The organism is Cytobacillus sp. Hz8 (genome assembly GCF_042263505.1).
Taxonomy (GTDB): domain Bacteria; phylum Bacillota; class Bacilli; order Bacillales; family Cytobacillaceae; genus Bacillus_BE.
In genome coordinates this window covers 23045-39994 of sequence record NZ_JBHKFI010000009.1, presented here as the reverse complement: position 1 = coordinate 39994, position 16950 = coordinate 23045, and the positions used below count along the sequence as shown (strand labels likewise).

The following is a 16950-nucleotide window of genomic DNA, read 5'->3' as shown; positions in this document are numbered from 1 at the left end:
AATTCCTTAATTTTTACTAGACTACTTGTCCTTCCCAATCTCCCCGGCACAAATTACATATATTGTATGGAAATTGAAAAGGAGGATTTAGTAAATGGGACTAAAGATTATTAAACTTGCTGTTACAGCCAATAACGAAATTACGACTTCACCGACGGTAACACGTTTATTTCATGTCACTCCAGAATCCATTTTAGTTGAAGGTACACATAAAATTTCTTGCAATCAATTCTTCGATGATACGGGTGAAGTTGTCACCAGTCTTCCAAGTCTAAATATGAATAATAGCTACTTTAATGTATACATTAACGGGGTTCTGCAAATGGACGATCATTTTGCTTATACTGCTGGAGGAGAGGGGATTGGTTCATTGTTAATCTCAGTAAGTGAAGAAACAACAATTGAACAAGGAACCCCTATTATTTTAGAAATTGTTAACTTTAATCCAACTATTAAAACCACTTATACTACTTAAAAATCATCTGCACTTTTCCTTCCATGAGGGGCCTTTATGGCACCCTCCTTAATTTAGGTTAAGCCTGCACACATTTTTTCTAAATATGGCAAACCGCACTTTCATTTTCAACTTTATTGCATTTACTATTCTGAAGGATATAAAGGAAATAGAAAAAAGTACAAGTTTCTAGAATAAAACACTCTTTCCTCCTTTATATAGCCTCATACTTTATACAAGGGGAGTTGAGAAAATGAATTTGAATGAGTTGAAAGGAAAATACGATGCCGTTTTTAGCCTCGGTGATCTATGCTTAGCCTCAATCCAACTTAAAAAGCACAACCTTAGACCTTTTTCAGGAGTTCTTGATTGGATGGCTTCACCGTCATTATCTGATGTTAATCGACTCTTGACCAATCGCTTCGTTGGCTTTATGGACTACGATAACCTTCGAATCATAGGCTACGCAGGTCCAGAAATGATATGTGTTTCAGATGATGGATATCAATTTGTTTCTAACCATGATTTTGGATCTGATAAAAACTCTCTCCAATATCTAGGTTCCTATCATGAGGTTCGTGCAAAATATGACCGAAGAATTAAAAGATTCCTAAAAACCATGTCAAGTGCTAAAAGAATTCTATTTGTCAGAACAGAGGGCTCCTTTGAGGAAGCTTTAGAACTGCAGACTGTACTTTCCAAACTTGTAAAGCGGGACTTCCGTGTTCTACTTATCAATCATAATAGCGTTGAAGGCATTGTTGAAAAAAACTGGCCGCTTGAAAAAGTCTGCGCTGTAGAATTTCCGAATAAAGACAAATGGGAAGGAAACCATCACCTTTGGGAGCAGGTTTTAAGCGGAATCCAATTAAGTAAATAAGAATTGCCTTCACATAAAAGATTCTTAATCAACACAACAAGATACAGGAGGAAACCAAATTGTTTAAGAATACAACTGTACTCGTTACAGGGGGGACAGGCTCTTGGGGAACAGAGCTTATCCATCAACTATTAGCTCAAGAGCCCAATAAAATCATCGTTTACTCGAGAAATGAAAATAACCAAGTTGAAATGAGAAGAAAAATAGAAGACCCCAGACTTCATTTTTTTATTGGAGATATTCGGGACAAGGACTCACTCAATCAGGCATTCATAGGAGTTGATTATGTTTTTCATCTCGCCGCTCTCAAACATGTCCCCGTCTGTGAAGAAAACCCCCTGGAAGCTCTAAAGACGAACGTGATTGGAACACAGAATATCATTGAAGCCGCTATCTCAAATAAAATAAAGAAAGTCGTATATGTTTCAACCGACAAAGCCGCTGATCCCGTCAATTCCTATGGAATGACAAAGGCATTAGGTGAAAGGCTGATGATCCATGCCAATCAAACCAACTCTTTAACTAAATTTTTTTGTGTCCGTGGCGGAAATGTACTCGGAAGCAGCGGAAGTGTTGTCCCATTATTTAAAAAACAAATACAGGAAAAAGCGGAAGTTCACATTACTGATATGCGAATGACCCGCTATTTTGTCACACCACAACAAGCCATTAAATCTTTACTTAAAGCAGCGGAGTTAGGAAACGGCGGAGAAATATTCGTGTTAAGAATGGATGCCTGTCGGATCATCGATTTAGCCGAAATCCTAATAGAACATTCCGACAAAGAAGATGTGAAAATTACTGAAATCGGTGCACGACCTGGCGAAAAGCTTGAAGAAGTTCTAGTTGGCGAAATCGAAAAATCTGCCACGTATGTATATGATCAAGACTTACTTGTTATCTTATCACCGCAGAATAGAACCGATTCCTCTGAATTAAATTCCTTAGCAATCATCGATTCTCATCATCTTATGCCAAAAGAAGCATTAAAACAAATTCTCTCTGAAGGTGGGTTCCTGGACTAATCCATCCAGCGAAACTATTATTTAGAAAAAATACCCCTCCAGTACTAGAATGTCAATCTAGTATTAGAGGGGCATTTTTATTTTCTAAAACATTAGGAAGCCTTTTTCATCATTGTATGTCTATCCTTAAGTCGACGATCATAAAAAATAGTTGTAAGAATAGAGAAGATAAATAACGACGTTACAAGAATAAACAAAACCATCATTCCATATAAATCAACAAGCAGACCACCTAAAACAGGTCCAATCATTCTTCCGCCTGTCGCCGTACTATTCACAATTCCTTGAAATAGGCCCGATTTCCCTTTTGGAGCTAATTGATTGGCAATCGTTGGGACTGCTGGCCATACTAACATTTCTCCCAAGGTCAATATCATCATTGCAAGTAAAAACCCAAAGAATCCATTCGCAAATGAAGCTGTCACAAAGGAGAGAATAAAAATAACCATTCCAGCAATCATTAAATGTTTCAATGGTTTCTTAAATGCATGAATGATACCATTTAGAAGCGGTTGACCAAGAACAATCATGGCACCGTTAATCGTCCAAAGTAAGCTATATTGCTTTAAGCTAATGCCAATTTCTTGTGTATAGGTAGAGATAGTGGATTGCCATTGAACATAAGCAACCCAGCAAAGTAAATATCCAAGGCATAGGATAAATAACGCCTGCAAATTACGACGATGTTTCTGCCATTCATGTTCTTTTTCCTTAGATACCTTTCTTTCTTCCATTGTCTGCAAGTTTCGATAACCGAAGCCTGCAATAAATAGAAAGATAACATACATAAGGGCATTAGCAATAAAGATAAATTGAAAGGAGTAAGAAGCAACAAAGCCTCCTAAAGCAGCACCTATTGCTACTCCTAGGTTCTGAGCAACATATATGGCATTAAATGCCCTTCTTCCTCCCTCTTTCCAGACGGTTCCAGCCATGGCAAACATCGATGGAAAAACAATGCCTGATCCAAATCCAAGAACGGTTAAAAATAAAACGTAATACGGCCATCCACTCCAGAAAATGAGCGCAATTACCGATACAAGGGAGATTCCAATTCCAAGGAGAATCGATTTATATCCCCCGATTTTATCAAATAGAGACCCTCCAACTAAATTGCCAATCACGCTTGCCGCTGCATTGCACATAAGAACGAATCCTGCAACAGAGAGGGATTTGCCTAAATGGTCATGAATATAAATTGCGTTTAACGGCCATAAAAGAGAAGAGCCTGTTACATTCACTGCCATACCAATCACCAATAACCAAACGGCTCGTGGCATGATAACCGCCCCTTTTCACATCTATACTATTTCGAATTCATACCAAAAAATATTAAAGCTTTTTCAGGCAAACCGCAATAAAATTGTTTCGATTTCTGAAATAAATTCATAAATGTAACAAGTTAGTCAAAAATTTGTTGATTTTATTTTTCAAAGCAAAATGAAAAGCCCTCACCATAGCGTGAGAGCCTGTCACTAAGAAGATTGTTCCGGTTCTTGATGCATTTTGGATTTCACGGGTTGTCCGCCACGATTTTCATACTTTTTTTTCGATAACTTCACTTGATCATATTCTCTTCCTAATTCAATATCCTGATTATTTATACCATTTCGTGTTTTTTGTTCCGGATTATTTTGCTTCGATCTTTTTTGTACCATCTCATTTCTCTCCTCTAATGATCATGTAAAATCATTCTATTTTGGAGCTGTTGAAGTTGTAAGCGCATTCGATGCAATTGTTCTCGTTGTTGCTCATTTGCGCTATGTGCCATTTGACTTAAATCATTATAGGCATTTTCAAGTTTTTGTAGGGCAAGGGAATACTCATCATAGTTGTAATGCTCTTGTTTACTACTTATTTCAAGCTGTTTCTCCGCAAATTGAATGGTATTTGAGCACTCATCCATAAATTGCCCCATTGATTCCCGAGTTGCCATATTTACCCTCCTAAATCGAAAGACATGAGAAGCTACTTGCTTCTGTATTATCTTGTTCAATTATTGATTTTTTTACCACCTTAAATGAACTCAAAAATCCTACCAATTATTTTATCCCACTCTTAACGGACAGTAAGACTCCCACTTCAAGATTCTGAGAATACGAAGAAGATAAGTGGGAGATCAACTGTCCGTAAAGGTCCGATAAGTTCAACTAACCATCAGTGGGGGATGAATGGCAGACTAAAATCGCGACGTCCTGTCGCAACGCCTGCACTAGCACGTCCTGTACGTCGAAAACCCCCACTGATGGAAGTTTCACTTTATTTGCAGGAATTACAATTGGATTCCTCCGATACTTCATGATAAAATTCATTTTATGTAAAAAAATATTCACATTGTATAATCAATGTTTTTAAAGGAGGTTGCTGAATTGAATCAGACAAACCCTTTTCCATATGCCACAGACCATAAACGTTACCACACTTGGAATTATCATCTTCGCAATCAGTTTGGCGAAAAAGTTTTTAAAGTTGCCTTAGATGGCGGCTTTGATTGTCCCAATCGTGATGGCACAGTCGCTCATGGCGGATGTACATTTTGTAGTGCTGCTGGATCTGGGGACTTTGCCGGAAACGCACTCGACGATTTAGAAGTTCAATTTAATGACATCAAAGAAAAGATGCACACAAAATGGAAGAATGGAAAATATATGGCTTATTTTCAGGCCTATACCAATACCCATGCACCAGTGGATGTTCTAAGAGAAAAATATGAGCAGGTTTTAAAACAAGAGGGAGTCATTGGATTATCCATTGCCACACGTCCCGATTGTTTACCGGATGATGTCGTGGAATATTTAGCTGAGCTAAATCAAAGAACTTATTTATGGGTGGAACTAGGTCTGCAAACCGTTCATGAGAAGACGGCAAATCTAATTAACCGCGCTCATAATTATCAATGCTATATTGAAGGTGTCGAAAAGCTGCGCAAACACAATATTCGTATTTGCTCACATATTATTAACGGCCTGCCGCTTGAAACTCCGAAAATGATGATGGAGACTGCTCGAGAGGTTGCTAAACTAGATGTACAAGGAATCAAAATCCATTTATTGCATCTTCTAAAAGGCACACCAATGGTTAAACAATATGAAAAAGGAATGCTTAAATTCTTAACATTTGATGATTATGTAAAATTAGTATGTGACCAATTAGAAATTTTACCCCCTGAAATGATCATTCACCGTATCACTGGGGATGGTCCGATTGATTTAATGATTGGACCAATATGGAGTGTCAATAAATGGGAAGTATTGAATGCTATTGACGATGAATTAAAACGCCGCGATAGTTGGCAAGGAAAATATTTTCATAAAGACCAAGTGGGTGTTCAAGTATGATTCTCGACCGGGTTTTACCCTTTGCACGAACGATTATGGAAAAAGCAGCTGGTCCAAATGATATTGTGGTTGATGCAACTTTAGGAAATGGACATGATACTGTATTTCTTGCAAACCTTGTTGGCCCAAGAGGTCATGTATATGGGTTTGATATTCAAAAACAAGCGATCATCAACACAAGAGCACGGTTAAAGGAGCATAATCTAGAGGAGCGCGTAACCATTTTTCATTCAGGACATGAGCATGTAGCTGAATTAATTCCAACGCTACATCATGGCGAAATTAAAGGGGCCATTTTCAACTTGGGCTATTTGCCAGGTGGTGATAAATCAATCGTAACCACTCCGAAAACAACCCTTCAGGCTGTACAATCCTTATTCGATATCCTTGCGCCTGAGGGAGTGATTGTGCTCGTGATTTATCATGGTCATGAGGAAGGGGCGGTTGAACGCGATCAATTACTGTCCTATTTAACAGAAATTGACCAAAAAACAGCTCATGTTTTGCAATATCAATTTATTAATCAAAAAAATCATCCACCTTTTATTGTAGCCATAGAAAAAAAGTAGCCCAACCTTGAGCTACTTTTTTTCTATTTATCTATTTTATTTACTAAATGTTCTCAAAACATGGTTAGGCACCCATTTTTGCACCTTCCGATAGGCCAATCCGTTAATATAGAAAAAGTAACTAATTGGCCCTCCCTTTTTAATGATCCCCTTTGCGAGTTTCTTCACATTCTTCTGTTTTCTAACCTTCTCATCTGACAAATATACCCCAATTAATCCTCGATTGATCAACTTATGAAATTTTCGATGGGGAAGCTTTTCGGTATGTCGATCTGCTTCCTTTAAAAAATACTTTAGGCGATTAAATAATGTTTCTTCATTTTCATAATAAAAGCAAAAATTTAAATCTCCGCCTTCTCGATCTTCCTCTTGATCGATAAAATAATCAAGCAAAATATGAAGCCCCTGTATATAAGGAAAATACCCTTTCATAATACTATCGGCATGCTGAGGGGAAAAATCATCTCGCATCGCATAAGATACTAAGCAAAAAATACCCAATGTAGAACCGGAGCAAGCAGAAAATTCATACCACTCCATCTCTGGAATTTCCTTTTTATAATGATTAAACCATGCTTTTAAGCGAGGAATGCGCTGATCAACTTTGACATGCTTATGTACTTGTAGATCGCAATAATATTTGCATAGCTCAAGCAACGGTTCTTGTATGAGGTGGTAATGATCCATCCTCGTTAAAACATCACGGCATGTTTTGGCAAGATCATTTAAGTAATGTCCATCATCTTGATCCTCGCGAAAGCGATAATACTCCTTCGGCTCTGACTTGATTGTCAAAGCAACAACCATTGAATCATGGAGCGCTCTAAAATCCTTCGGGTCCAAGGATGTACTGCGGTCACACAGGTTATCAAGATAATCGCTAATGGTTTGATAGGCGACAATAAATTTAATCGCTTCTTTATATTGTTCATTTGCTAAGAGGGCGATAATCGCACCACCTTCGCAATGAAAAGTTTTGCTTTCAATACTTGCTAAAGCCTGTTTTCTTAGCTCTTGATTCGGGATTGAATTTGCTCTTTCCTTCCAATAAGCCAATTCTTTATGAACGACTGGAAATACCTTTCGATAAACCTTAGACATCAGACTAATCGGCATGGTTGGTATAACCATACATTAACACCTCTTTTTACCATAATAAATGACAGAAAACTCCAAGCATTTTCAGCTCAAAGCTTTTGTTTAAAGCTTGTCTATCGTTTTCCAGTACAAATCATTATGGTTTTTCACTCAATCAAACAATATAGCCTATAGCTTTTAGCTGACTATCCACAAAATCCTTAGCATAGACAAAAATTTCATCTCGCTCTGGTTCATTAAATATCTCATGGTAACACTTCGCCCATTCCTTATATCGCTTCTCAGATAATGGAGCTAGATTAAACCATTCCTTAACGAATTGCTTATTGACAATCCGATCATCCCCACCTTGCATCACAAGCATAGGAATATCTTGTATTTGATTGATATTAGCAAAGGAAAGCTTAATGGACGCCATAAGTTCACGATACCACCTAACAGAGACTTTTGTCACATACAGGGTATCGTTCATATCCGCTTCTTGTACATCTAGATTTCGCGTTGCTTTATCAATCGTTAATCTAGGATTAATTCGCAAACTTGGAAAAATTGTATTTAGAGGATAAGAAAGTAAATTAAGCCATTTTGGTGGAGTAGCAATAAGCCCTAAACATGGGGAAGATAAAATGACTCCTGCTATATTTATTTTCTCCTCCTGTAATAATCGAATCGCAATTAACCCACCCATACTATGCCCCAGCAAAAACACCGGCAGCTCAAACTGATAGGCTGCTTGAATCCAATCCTTCACTTCAATTAGATAATCCTCAAAAGAATCAATATGACCTCGCCTTGACCTTGTTGTCATTCCCTGTCCTGGAAGGTCGCCCATGATTATATGAAAGCCAGATAATCGCCACATCTCAATTAACCAACCATAGCGGCGATGATGCTCGAATGCGCCATGAATCATGACAATAACGCCCTTTGCATCACCTTCTGCTTCCCATTTCCACATCAATATCCCTCCAATGACTTTTGTAGCTCTCTATAATATACAATAAAATTGGCTATCATGCCTAAAACAAGATGTCCAACCATTGACATATTAATAGTAGGGCTCAACATACAAAAAAACATGTTAAAATAGTACTATTACGAACGGAAGGGAAGAAAAATATGCTATATCCATACCATAACAAACAACCCAAAATTGCTGATAGTGCCTTTATTGCTGATTACGTAACCATTACTGGAGATGTTACAATAGGGGAAGAGTCCAGTATCTGGTTTAATTCTGTCATTCGGGGTGACGTCGCCCCCACAGTCATTGGAAACAAGGTGAATGTCCAAGATAATTCAGTTTTGCATCAAAGCCCAAATAATCCTTTAATAATTGAAGATGAAGTAACAATTGGTCATCAGGTCATTCTACATAGCTGTATTATTCGTAAAAAAGCACTTATTGGTATGGGATCCATCATCCTCGATAATGCTGAAATTGGCGAAGGTGCCTTCATCGGTGCAGGAAGTCTTGTCCCTCAAGGAAAAAAGATTCCACCCCATTCACTTGCTTTTGGCAGACCAGCTAAAGTCGTGCGCGAATTAAATGCGGAAGATATTCAAGATATGAAACGAATTACTCGAGAATATGTCGAAAAGGGACAATTTTATAAATCCTTGCAGGAAAAATAAACATATTGGATTAGCTTTCCCTGCAAAAAAGGTTCTCTATTCTTGGATAACATTTCCACCTTAAATGACCAAAAATATAGCCGATATATGACAGGAATAATTTCAAACACAAGTTAACTATAATTCGATAAAAACAATCTTTTAACCTTTTTTATCGATTTTTTTCAATTTTAAGGTGGTGCCATGAACATATTATTAATTATTATCATTCTATTAATCCTATTATTTGCTTATTTAGTGGTTAAATTAAAAAAAGGTTCTGGAGTATTCAGTTCTTTTTCCTTATTTTTTATCGTTTTCATTATCATTATCTTTGCGTTTATTTTTGATAATCAAAAAACAGGAAGCCTAGCAGACGCAATTGATCGGATAAAAAATATGATTCATTCTCCCATTGTTGAAACGAATTCATTCTTACAAGATAATTTTCATATGTCCATTATCAAAATTGAAGATAAAGTACTGATTGATGCAGACGTGATTTCTCAATTGCCTGAGCTTCCCCGTGGTTGCGAGGTAACCTCACTCGCAATGCTGCTTAACCACGCAGGAGTGAATGTCAATAAAATGACACTAGCACAAAAAATTGAAAAAAATCCGGCAACTTATAAGGAGAAAGACGGGAAAATATATTTTGGCGATCCCAATGATGGATTTGTTGGGAATATGTATACTTTTGATGATCCTGGTCTTGGAGTCTACCATTCTCCTATTAAAAGACTAGCTGAAAAATATTTACCCCATCGCATAAAGGATTTAACGGGTTCCGATTTTGATGAGTTGAAAATCCATCTTTCTGATGGAAGACCTGTTTGGGTGATTATTAACACCAATTATCAAAAACTTCCCGATTCTTTATTTGAAACGTGGAATACGCCAAGTGGAACAATTAAAATTACCTATAAAGAACATTCCGTCCTTATTACAGGCTACGATCAGCAATACGTTTATTTTAACGACCCTTTAACAGGGGAGAAAAATCAAAAGGCTCCGATTCAGGATTTCAAAGATGCTTGGATTCAAATGGGCAGTCAAGCCATTACTTACCTGCCAAAATAAAGTGAAACTTCCATCAGTGGGGGTTTTCGACGCACAGGACGTGAAGTGTGCAGACGTCGCGATTGACGTCGCGCTTTTAGTCTGCCATTCATCCCCCACTGATGGTTAGTCACGCAGAGCCTGATTGATTTTTCTAAGGGCTGAAGCCCAAAGAAAAATCTTATTTCACTTCTCACGCTCAAGGGACGCCACATCCTGTGGCTTCGCCTGACTAGGACCTTAATCCCTCGTCGGACCTTTACGGACAGTTGATCTCCCACTTATCTTCTTCGTATTCTCATAATCTTAAAGTGGGAGTCAAAATGTCCGTTAAGAATGGGATAAATCAATTTGTATTTGTAGAAAAAATATCCGCATAAGAGTGAGTTTATTTAATTAGCGGAAACTAATAGGAGATCACCATAAGGAAGGATAGGCTCGAATTTATTTCGAGTCTTTTTCTTATGATCTAGGGCAAGTTGTATCATTAATTAGAGCATCTGATTTGAACATTTCGGTTGGTTCTCTGCTAAATGCGTTACCTACCGAGTGATTCAGTATATTATCAAGATATTCAAGCGGCTTCTGCTCGAATTCACCTTGTTTTCGAACTCCTTTTGGCTGTTTTCTTTGATTCCTGTCCATTACCGCCTCGCATTTGGACTCCTTTGGGCTGTTTTCCTTGATTTCTGTCCATTACCGCCTCGCTTTTGGACTCCTTTGGGCTGTTTTCCTTGATTTCTGTCCATTACCTCCTCGCTTTTGGACTCCTTTTGACTCTTTTCTTTGATTTCTGTCCATTACCGCCTCGCTTTTGGACTCCTTTGGGCTAGTTTCCTTGATTCCTGTCCATTACTGCCTTGCTTTCGGACTTATTTTTGATATTTCCGTGGCTCCTGTCCGAATACCTCCTCTAGCTATCATACTGCTTTTAATTTGCCCACGCCCCCTATCCACCCCATCCAAAATTATTTTCCCCCCAAACATCTTATCCAACAAAAAAAGCTGACTCTCAAAAATCTTCTACAAAGATTCTTAAAGTCAGCTTCTACACAAAATTGATTTAAGCTTAATTTTTCATTGGTTCAAGTGTTTTGTCTTGAAAAAAATCCTTTTCAAAGGAGTATTTCTTCTCGATGTATACTTGATGCCATACCATAAACATAAGCACAGTCCAAATTTTGCGGCTGTTATCTATCTTACCTTGGCAATGGTCCTCTAAAAGCCTTAAAACATATGATTTATTGATTAAATGATCGGTATTGCTTTCACGAATAATTTCTTTTGCCCAACCATTCATTTCATCCTTTAACCAATGTCGAATTGGGACAGGGAATCCTAACTTTTTCCGATTTAATACATGATCCGGGACAATGCCTTCTGCTGCTTTTCTCAAGACATATTTTGTTGTGCCATTCGCCGTTTTTAAGCTAGTTGGGATTTTCGATGCGACCTTAAATACTTCTTTATCTAAAAATGGTACACGCAGCTCTAATGAATGAGCCATAGTCATTTTATCCGCTTTTAACAAAATATCTCCACGCATCCAAGTATGGATATCAATATATTGCATCCGGTCAACTGGATCATAGCCAAGGCTTTCTTCATATAATTTTTTCGTAATATCTGTATAATTCAACTCATTTTTATATACATTTAATAATTGCTGCTTTTCAGACTCTAAGAACATTTTCGCATTTCCAATATATCTTTCTTCCATTGAAGTTAAGCCTCGTTCAATAAAGCTTTTCCCTTTCATTCCTTCAGGCATCATTTTTGCAATTAGGCGTAGAAAACCTTTGAAAATGGATGGAATTTTATTAAATACCTCTAAATCCTGTGGCTCACGGTAAATATTATAGCCTCCAAAAAGCTCATCAGCGCCTTCTCCTGATAATACGACCGTCACATGCTTCCTTGCTTCACGGGCAACAAAGTATAGTGGAACACAGGCAGGATCCGCTAATGGATCATCCATATGCCACATGATTTTTGGCACTTCATTCATATATTCCTCTGGTGAAATGACATAGCTAATATTCTCAACCCCTAATTTTTCAGCTGTTTCCTTTGCTACGTCAATTTCGCTGAATCCGTTGCGTTCAAAGCCAACAGAAAAGGTTTTTATCGCAGGATGAAATTCCTTTGCAATCGATGCAATGATGGAAGAATCAATTCCTCCAGAAAGGAATGAACCTACAGGAACGTCCGCACGCATATGCATTTTCACTGAATCAATAAGAACATCCTTAATTTCTTTGATGAAATCCTGCTCAGATTTATGAACCGGGTGGAAAGCAGCCTTCCAGTAACAGTGAATATCCATTGGCGCTCCGATTTTTTTAGTAAAATAATGTCCAGGTTCAAGCTTTGAAATACCTTCTGACATTGTCATAGGTTCAGGAACAAATTGATAAGTTAAATAATGCTGCAAAGAGTCATAATTGATGACATCATTTTCAAGGGCAAGCAAAATACTTTTCTTTTCAGATGCAAAAAAGGTTTGCTCTCCATTGTCATAATAGAAAAATGGTTTAATTCCAAATGGATCCCTTGCTCCATATAAGCTTTGCTCCTTTTTATCCCAAATGATAAAAGAAAACATTCCTCTTAGCTTTTCTGCCGTTTTTTCTTTAACATGGCTATATAAAGCGATAATGACCTCTGTATCTGAGCTAGTCTCAAAGGTTAAACCCTCTTTTAAAAGCTCTTCTCTAAGTTCAACATAGTTATAAATTTCTCCGTTAAAAATAATCCAATACCGTTCATTTTCATAAGTAAGCGGCTGATGTCCGCTCTCAATATCAATAATGCTCAAACGGCGGAAACCAAACTGAATGTGATCATCATAGAAATATCCGTCATCATCAGGGCCACGGTGAGTAATAATCGTATTCATATTTTCAAATAATTGTTTTTGTTCATCACGATAGTCTTGTGCCTTCTCGTGCACACATCCAATAAAACCGCACATATGTAATACCTACTCCATTTCTTACTATATTAAAGAAGGAATTACTCCCTCTTAACATATTGCTTTTTTAAAAATATACTCTCTAATACTACCACTATTTATTTTAAAATGGCACTAGGAATGCAGAAAAGACAGTGGAAAATTAATGGAATTATTATGGGATATAACCAATTCTTTTGAAAAATAAACCTTTTGTCATATTTTAGACGAAAAAGGAAAATGGGAGTTACACGATTCTGTAACTCCCATTAATATTATAGGAAATTATTGATTTAATGCTTGTGCTTTTAACGCATCGGCTTTATCTGTTCTTTCCCAAGGTAGATCAAGATCATGACGTCCGAAATGACCATATGCAGCAGTTTGCTTATAAATTGGTCTGCGTAAATCTAGCATCTTGATAATTCCAGCTGGGCGAAGATCAAAGTTTTTGTTTACCACATCAATTAATACATCTTCCGTTACTTTACCCGTTCCAAATGTATCAATTGAAATCGATACAGGCTTCGCAACCCCAATGGCATAAGCAAGTTGAACCTCAACCTTATCAGCAAGTCCAGCAGCTACGATGTTTTTCGCAACATAACGTGCAGCATACGCAGCTGAGCGGTCTACTTTTGTTGGATCCTTACCAGAGAATGCGCCACCGCCATGACGAGCATAACCACCGTATGTATCAACTATGATTTTGCGTCCTGTTAAGCCAGCATCTCCTTGAGGTCCACCAATGACAAAACGACCAGTCGGGTTAATGAAGTATTTTGTATTTTCATCAATGAGTTCTTTTGGAACGACAGGATTGATGACATGTTCTTTAATATTGCGTTGAATTTGTTCTAAACTAATTTCAGGATGATGCTGAGTAGAAATAACAATTGTATCGATTCGAACTGGTTTGTTATTTTCATCATACTCAACTGTCACTTGTGTTTTTCCATCAGGACGTAAATATGGAAGAATATCATCTTTACGAACCTCAGTTAAACGATGAGATAATTTGTGAGCAAGGGAAATTGGAATTGGCATAAGCTCTTTTGTTTCATTACATGCAAAACCAAACATTAATCCTTGGTCTCCAGCGCCAATCGCTTCGATTTCCTCATCTGTCATTTGACCTTCACGAGCTTCTAAAGCTTTATCCACTCCCATGGCAATATCAGGTGATTGTTCATCAATAGAGGTAAGGACCGCACAAGTTTCAGAGTCAAAACCATATTTTGCACGAGTATAACCAATCTCTTTGATTGTTTCACGAACAATTTTGGGGATATCTACATATGTAGAGGTTGTAATTTCACCTGCAACTAGTACTAAACCAGTTGTAACAGATGTTTCAGCAGCGACACGAGCATTTGCATCCTTCGCTAAAATCGCATCTAAAATCGCATCAGAAATTTGGTCACAGATTTTATCCGGATGACCTTCAGTAACTGATTCAGAAGTAAACAAACGACGTTTTGTTGACATCTGATTTCCTCCTTATTTATCAAAAATAGAGCCTTTCATCCGCTCTTTCTTTCTTTGATACGGTACTCATTCCCTAAGTAGTATGGAATAAACAGGGAGTTTTTATTATCGAATCATAAGAAATGGATAGGACTATTCCAGTATGCCTGATGTATACCCATTCTACCTTATATGAATAAGGAACTCCCATTTAGTTGTTAAAAGATCGCGTTTCAAATGCAATATAAAAAACCTTCCCATATTGAGGAAAGGTTTGAAAGCAAAGTGATTTGCGCCTTTCACTCTTATCGTTCAAGGACTGAATCCTTGCCTCAGGTTAGCACCTTTGCTTAAAATGCCCTAAAAAATAACGATTCATTTACACATTTTTCATCCCGTAAACAAAAGGTTCAGTATCATTTTTGGACAATTTAATCGTTAAGCAGGTTGCTGGGTTTCATTGGGCCTGTCCCTCCACCAGCTCAGGATAAGAGAGTATCCGTTCAATTCAAAATGATATCCTATTGTAATAAGCTATGTCAATGAATTTCTTAATAAAAAAACAGATTGATTATCTCCTTTTTAAGAGTTTCGCTTTAAATCTTCAATGTTAAATGAAAGTAAACCTCCTCAGGCCTTGATATAACTAGTTCTCCCTTTAAAATAATTCATTTTTCCTTAAAAAAGTTAGTTTTGATTATCAGTTTAAAAAACGTGAAAAAAGGGTTATTTTTTTAAATATTTTAAACAAAACAAATTGTTACAATTTTGTAACAATACACGAAAAGTTCAATAAATTAGTATAGATTATTTGTTTAAATGTGTTATACTATTTACGAGATGCATTCACTTTCAAATAAATGGAAAAGGAAGGTATTCATCATATGAATTCAGTCAAATTATCTAACCAATTAAATGAATTGTTAAAGGGGAGTAACATTCAGATTCAGTTATCCGTTCCACAATTAGTGGAAAAAGTTTTAAGCCGAAAAGAGGGATCATTATCATCAACAGGAGCCATTTGTGCTACTACTGGAAAATATACAGGGCGCTCTCCTAAAGATAAATTTATTGTTGAGGAACCTTCTGTAAAAGATAAAGTGGATTGGGGAAGTGTAAACCAACCTGTATCTGAAGAGGTATTTGATCGCCTTTATAATAAAGTCATTAATTACTTAAAAACGAAGGAAGAGGTGTTTGTCTTTAAAGGCTTTGCAGGTGCTGATAAAGAATTCCAACTTCCAATTCAAGTCATTAATGAATATGCTTGGCATAATCTATTTGTTCATCAATTATTTATTCGCCCAACAGAAGAAGAATTGTTGACACATACTCCAGAATTTACGGTTATTACAGCACCAAACTTTAAGGCTGATCCTCAAGTTGATGGCACGAAATCAGAAACCTTTATTATGATTTCTTTCGAACGCCGTACGGTCATCATCGGTGGTACCGAATATGCTGGTGAAATGAAAAAATGTATTTTCTCAGTGATGAACTATCTCCTACCTGAACGTGGGGTACTTTCTATGCATTGCTCTGCAAATGTTGGACGAGAAGGCGATGTCGCTTTATTCTTTGGTTTATCCGGCACAGGTAAAACCACTTTATCAACAGATCCAAATCGCCGATTGATTGGGGATGATGAACATGGCTGGTCATCTAATGGCGTGTTTAATATCGAGGGCGGCTGCTATGCAAAATGCATCAATCTATCTCGTGAAAAAGAACCACAAATCTTCGATGCTATTCGTTTTGGTTCCGTTTTAGAAAACGTCATCATTAATACAGAATCTCGCGTAGCCGATTTTGATGATAGCACACTAACAGAAAATACTCGTGTCGCTTATCCAATTCAGGCAATTGGAAATATCGTTGATCCAAGTGTTGCGGGTCATCCAAATACTATTGTCTTTTTAACAGCTGATGCCTTTGGAGTTCTCCCTCCAATCTCTAAATTAACGAAAGAACAAGCTATGTACCATTTCTTAAGTGGCTACACTTCTAAGCTTGCAGGAACGGAACGTGGAGTAACAACACCTGAAGCTACTTTCTCTACATGCTATGGCTCACCATTCCTACCACTCCCAGCAACTCGTTATGCTGAAATGCTTGGTAATAAAATTGATGAGCATCATGCAAAAGTATATCTTGTTAATACGGGCTGGACAGGCGGAGAATATGGTGTTGGAAACCGTATGAAGCTTTCCTTTACCCGGGCAATGATTCAAGCTGCACTTGAAGGGGAATTAAATCATGTAGAAACCGTCAAGGATGAGATTTTCGGTTTAGATATTCCTGTTCATGTTCCAGGTGTGCCTGATGAAGTGCTTCAACCAAATAAAACTTGGGCAGATGCAAAAGCTTATGAAGAGAAGGCTAAAGACTTAGCAAATAAATTCCGTCAGAACTTTAAGAAATTTGCAAGCGTTACCGTTGAGATTGATAAAAAGGGCGGTCCGATCGCATAAAATAGATGAATCAAAAAAAGCG

General features: G+C 37.4%; 16 protein-coding genes and 1 riboswitch. Of the genes, 8 read left to right on the top strand and 8 right to left on the bottom strand.

The genetic code is table 11. The features are described from left to right. The first annotated feature begins 94 nt into the window (after nt 1-94). From ACE38V_RS12510 to ACE38V_RS12500, 3 genes are all read left to right on the top strand, one after another. The gene (locus ACE38V_RS12510; RefSeq protein WP_375841573.1) at nt 95-475 is read left to right on the top strand and encodes a DUF4183 domain-containing protein; all 381 of its coding nucleotides are present in this window, start codon (nt 95-97) and stop codon (nt 473-475) included. A 232-nt stretch (nt 476-707) separates the two neighbouring features. Further along, entirely contained in the window at nt 708-1334 is a 627-nt protein-coding gene (locus ACE38V_RS12505) for a DUF1796 family putative cysteine peptidase (protein ID WP_375841572.1), read from the top strand. A gap of 59 nt (nt 1335-1393) precedes the next feature. Next, the gene (locus ACE38V_RS12500; protein ID WP_375841571.1) at nt 1394-2359 is read left to right on the top strand and encodes a polysaccharide biosynthesis protein; all 966 of its coding nucleotides are present in this window, start codon (nt 1394-1396) and stop codon (nt 2357-2359) included. A 92-nt stretch (nt 2360-2451) separates the two neighbouring features. Here the strand turns inward: ACE38V_RS12500 and ACE38V_RS12495 are convergent, their stop codons facing one another. From ACE38V_RS12495 to ACE38V_RS12485, 3 genes are all read right to left on the bottom strand, one after another. After that, nucleotides 2452-3639, bottom strand: a complete 1188-nt coding sequence (locus ACE38V_RS12495) for an MDR family MFS transporter (protein WP_375841570.1) — start codon at nt 3637-3639, stop codon at nt 2452-2454. A 195-nt stretch (nt 3640-3834) separates the two neighbouring features. Continuing rightward, a complete protein-coding gene (locus ACE38V_RS12490; RefSeq protein ID WP_375841569.1) occupies nt 3835-4017 on the bottom strand; it encodes a glycogen biosynthesis protein GlgD in 183 nt (60 codons plus the stop codon). A 14-nt stretch (nt 4018-4031) separates the two neighbouring features. Further along, nucleotides 4032-4295: a YtzC family protein gene (locus ACE38V_RS12485; RefSeq protein WP_375841568.1), complete on the bottom strand. Its 264-nt coding sequence runs from the start codon at nt 4293-4295 to the stop codon at nt 4032-4034. 433 nt (nt 4296-4728) lie between these two features. Between ACE38V_RS12485 and mnmL the strand changes: the two genes are divergently transcribed. Next, nucleotides 4729-5697 (top strand): tRNA modification radical SAM protein MnmL/YtqA, encoded by a 969-nt coding sequence (gene mnmL, locus ACE38V_RS12480; RefSeq protein WP_375841567.1) that lies wholly within the window; start codon nt 4729-4731, stop codon nt 5695-5697. Beyond that, entirely contained in the window at nt 5694-6266 is a 573-nt protein-coding gene (gene mnmM, locus ACE38V_RS12475; protein WP_375841566.1) for a tRNA 5-(aminomethyl)-2-thiouridylate-methyltransferase MnmM, read from the top strand. The genes mnmL and mnmM overlap by 4 nt, the downstream gene beginning before the upstream one ends. Nucleotides 6267-6302: 36 nt before the next feature. Here the strand turns inward: mnmM and ACE38V_RS12470 are convergent, their stop codons facing one another. Together ACE38V_RS12470 and ACE38V_RS12465 are read right to left on the bottom strand one after the other, a co-directional pair. Beyond that, the gene (locus ACE38V_RS12470; protein WP_375841565.1) at nt 6303-7397 is read right to left on the bottom strand and encodes a tetraprenyl-beta-curcumene synthase family protein; all 1095 of its coding nucleotides are present in this window, start codon (nt 7395-7397) and stop codon (nt 6303-6305) included. Between the two features lie 121 nt (nt 7398-7518). Beyond that, a complete protein-coding gene (locus ACE38V_RS12465) occupies nt 7519-8322 on the bottom strand; it encodes an alpha/beta hydrolase (protein ID WP_375841564.1) in 804 nt (267 codons plus the stop codon). 161 nt (nt 8323-8483) lie between these two features. Between ACE38V_RS12465 and ACE38V_RS12460 the strand changes: the two genes are divergently transcribed. After that, nucleotides 8484-8999 (top strand): gamma carbonic anhydrase, encoded by a 516-nt coding sequence (locus ACE38V_RS12460; RefSeq protein ID WP_375841563.1) that lies wholly within the window; start codon nt 8484-8486, stop codon nt 8997-8999. 183 nt (nt 9000-9182) lie between these two features. Continuing rightward, on the top strand, nt 9183-10058 hold the full coding sequence (locus ACE38V_RS12455; RefSeq protein WP_375841562.1) for a C39 family peptidase: 876 nt from the start codon (nt 9183-9185) through the stop codon (nt 10056-10058). Nucleotides 10059-10499: 441 nt separating this feature from the next. Here ACE38V_RS12455 and ACE38V_RS12450 read toward each other — a convergent pair whose 3' ends face one another. The 3 genes from ACE38V_RS12450 to metK form a co-directional block, all read right to left on the bottom strand. After that, nucleotides 10500-10682, bottom strand: coding sequence for a hypothetical protein (locus ACE38V_RS12450; protein WP_375841561.1), 183 nt, complete (start codon nt 10680-10682; stop codon nt 10500-10502). Nucleotides 10683-11106: 424 nt separating this feature from the next. After that, entirely contained in the window at nt 11107-13011 is a 1905-nt protein-coding gene (asnB, locus tag ACE38V_RS12445; RefSeq protein WP_375841560.1) for an asparagine synthase (glutamine-hydrolyzing), read from the bottom strand. 264 nt (nt 13012-13275) lie between these two features. Beyond that, complete coding sequence (gene metK, locus ACE38V_RS12440; RefSeq protein WP_375841559.1) at nt 13276-14478, bottom strand: methionine adenosyltransferase; 1203 nt, start codon at nt 14476-14478, stop codon at nt 13276-13278. A 281-nt stretch (nt 14479-14759) separates the two neighbouring features. Then, nucleotides 14760-14951, bottom strand: a riboswitch (SAM riboswitch). 390 nt (nt 14952-15341) lie between these two features. Here metK and pckA point away from each other — a divergent pair. Continuing rightward, nucleotides 15342-16928, top strand: coding sequence for a phosphoenolpyruvate carboxykinase (ATP) (gene pckA / locus ACE38V_RS12435; RefSeq protein ID WP_375841558.1), 1587 nt, complete (start codon nt 15342-15344; stop codon nt 16926-16928). The last annotated feature ends 22 nt before the right edge of the window (nt 16929-16950 follow it).

Excerpts from the sequence above, each read along its gene's own strand:
- ACE38V_RS12510 (WP_375841573.1), top strand. The coding sequence starts at position 95 with ATGGGACTAAAGATTATTAAACTTGCTGTTACAGCCAATAACGAAATT.
- ACE38V_RS12505 (WP_375841572.1), top strand. The coding sequence starts at position 708 with ATGAATTTGAATGAGTTGAAAGGAAAATACGATGCCGTTTTTAGCCTC.
- ACE38V_RS12495 (WP_375841570.1), bottom strand. The coding sequence starts at position 3,639 with ATGCCACGAGCCGTTTGGTTATTGGTGATTGGTATGGCAGTGAATGTA.
- ACE38V_RS12490 (WP_375841569.1), bottom strand. The coding sequence starts at position 4,017 with ATGGTACAAAAAAGATCGAAGCAAAATAATCCGGAACAAAAAACACGA.
- ACE38V_RS12485 (WP_375841568.1), bottom strand. The coding sequence starts at position 4,295 with ATGGCAACTCGGGAATCAATGGGGCAATTTATGGATGAGTGCTCAAAT.
- mnmM (WP_375841566.1), top strand. The coding sequence starts at position 5,694 with ATGATTCTCGACCGGGTTTTACCCTTTGCACGAACGATTATGGAAAAA.
- ACE38V_RS12470 (WP_375841565.1), bottom strand. The coding sequence starts at position 7,397 with ATGGTTATACCAACCATGCCGATTAGTCTGATGTCTAAGGTTTATCGA.
- ACE38V_RS12465 (WP_375841564.1), bottom strand. The coding sequence starts at position 8,322 with ATGTGGAAATGGGAAGCAGAAGGTGATGCAAAGGGCGTTATTGTCATG.
- ACE38V_RS12460 (WP_375841563.1), top strand. The coding sequence starts at position 8,484 with ATGCTATATCCATACCATAACAAACAACCCAAAATTGCTGATAGTGCC.
- ACE38V_RS12455 (WP_375841562.1), top strand. The coding sequence starts at position 9,183 with ATGAACATATTATTAATTATTATCATTCTATTAATCCTATTATTTGCT.
- ACE38V_RS12450 (WP_375841561.1), bottom strand. The coding sequence starts at position 10,682 with ATGGACAGGAATCAAAGAAAACAGCCAAAAGGAGTTCGAAAACAAGGT.
- asnB (WP_375841560.1), bottom strand. The coding sequence starts at position 13,011 with ATGTGCGGTTTTATTGGATGTGTGCACGAGAAGGCACAAGACTATCGT.
- metK (WP_375841559.1), bottom strand. The coding sequence starts at position 14,478 with ATGTCAACAAAACGTCGTTTGTTTACTTCTGAATCAGTTACTGAAGGT.
- pckA (WP_375841558.1), top strand. The coding sequence starts at position 15,342 with ATGAATTCAGTCAAATTATCTAACCAATTAAATGAATTGTTAAAGGGG.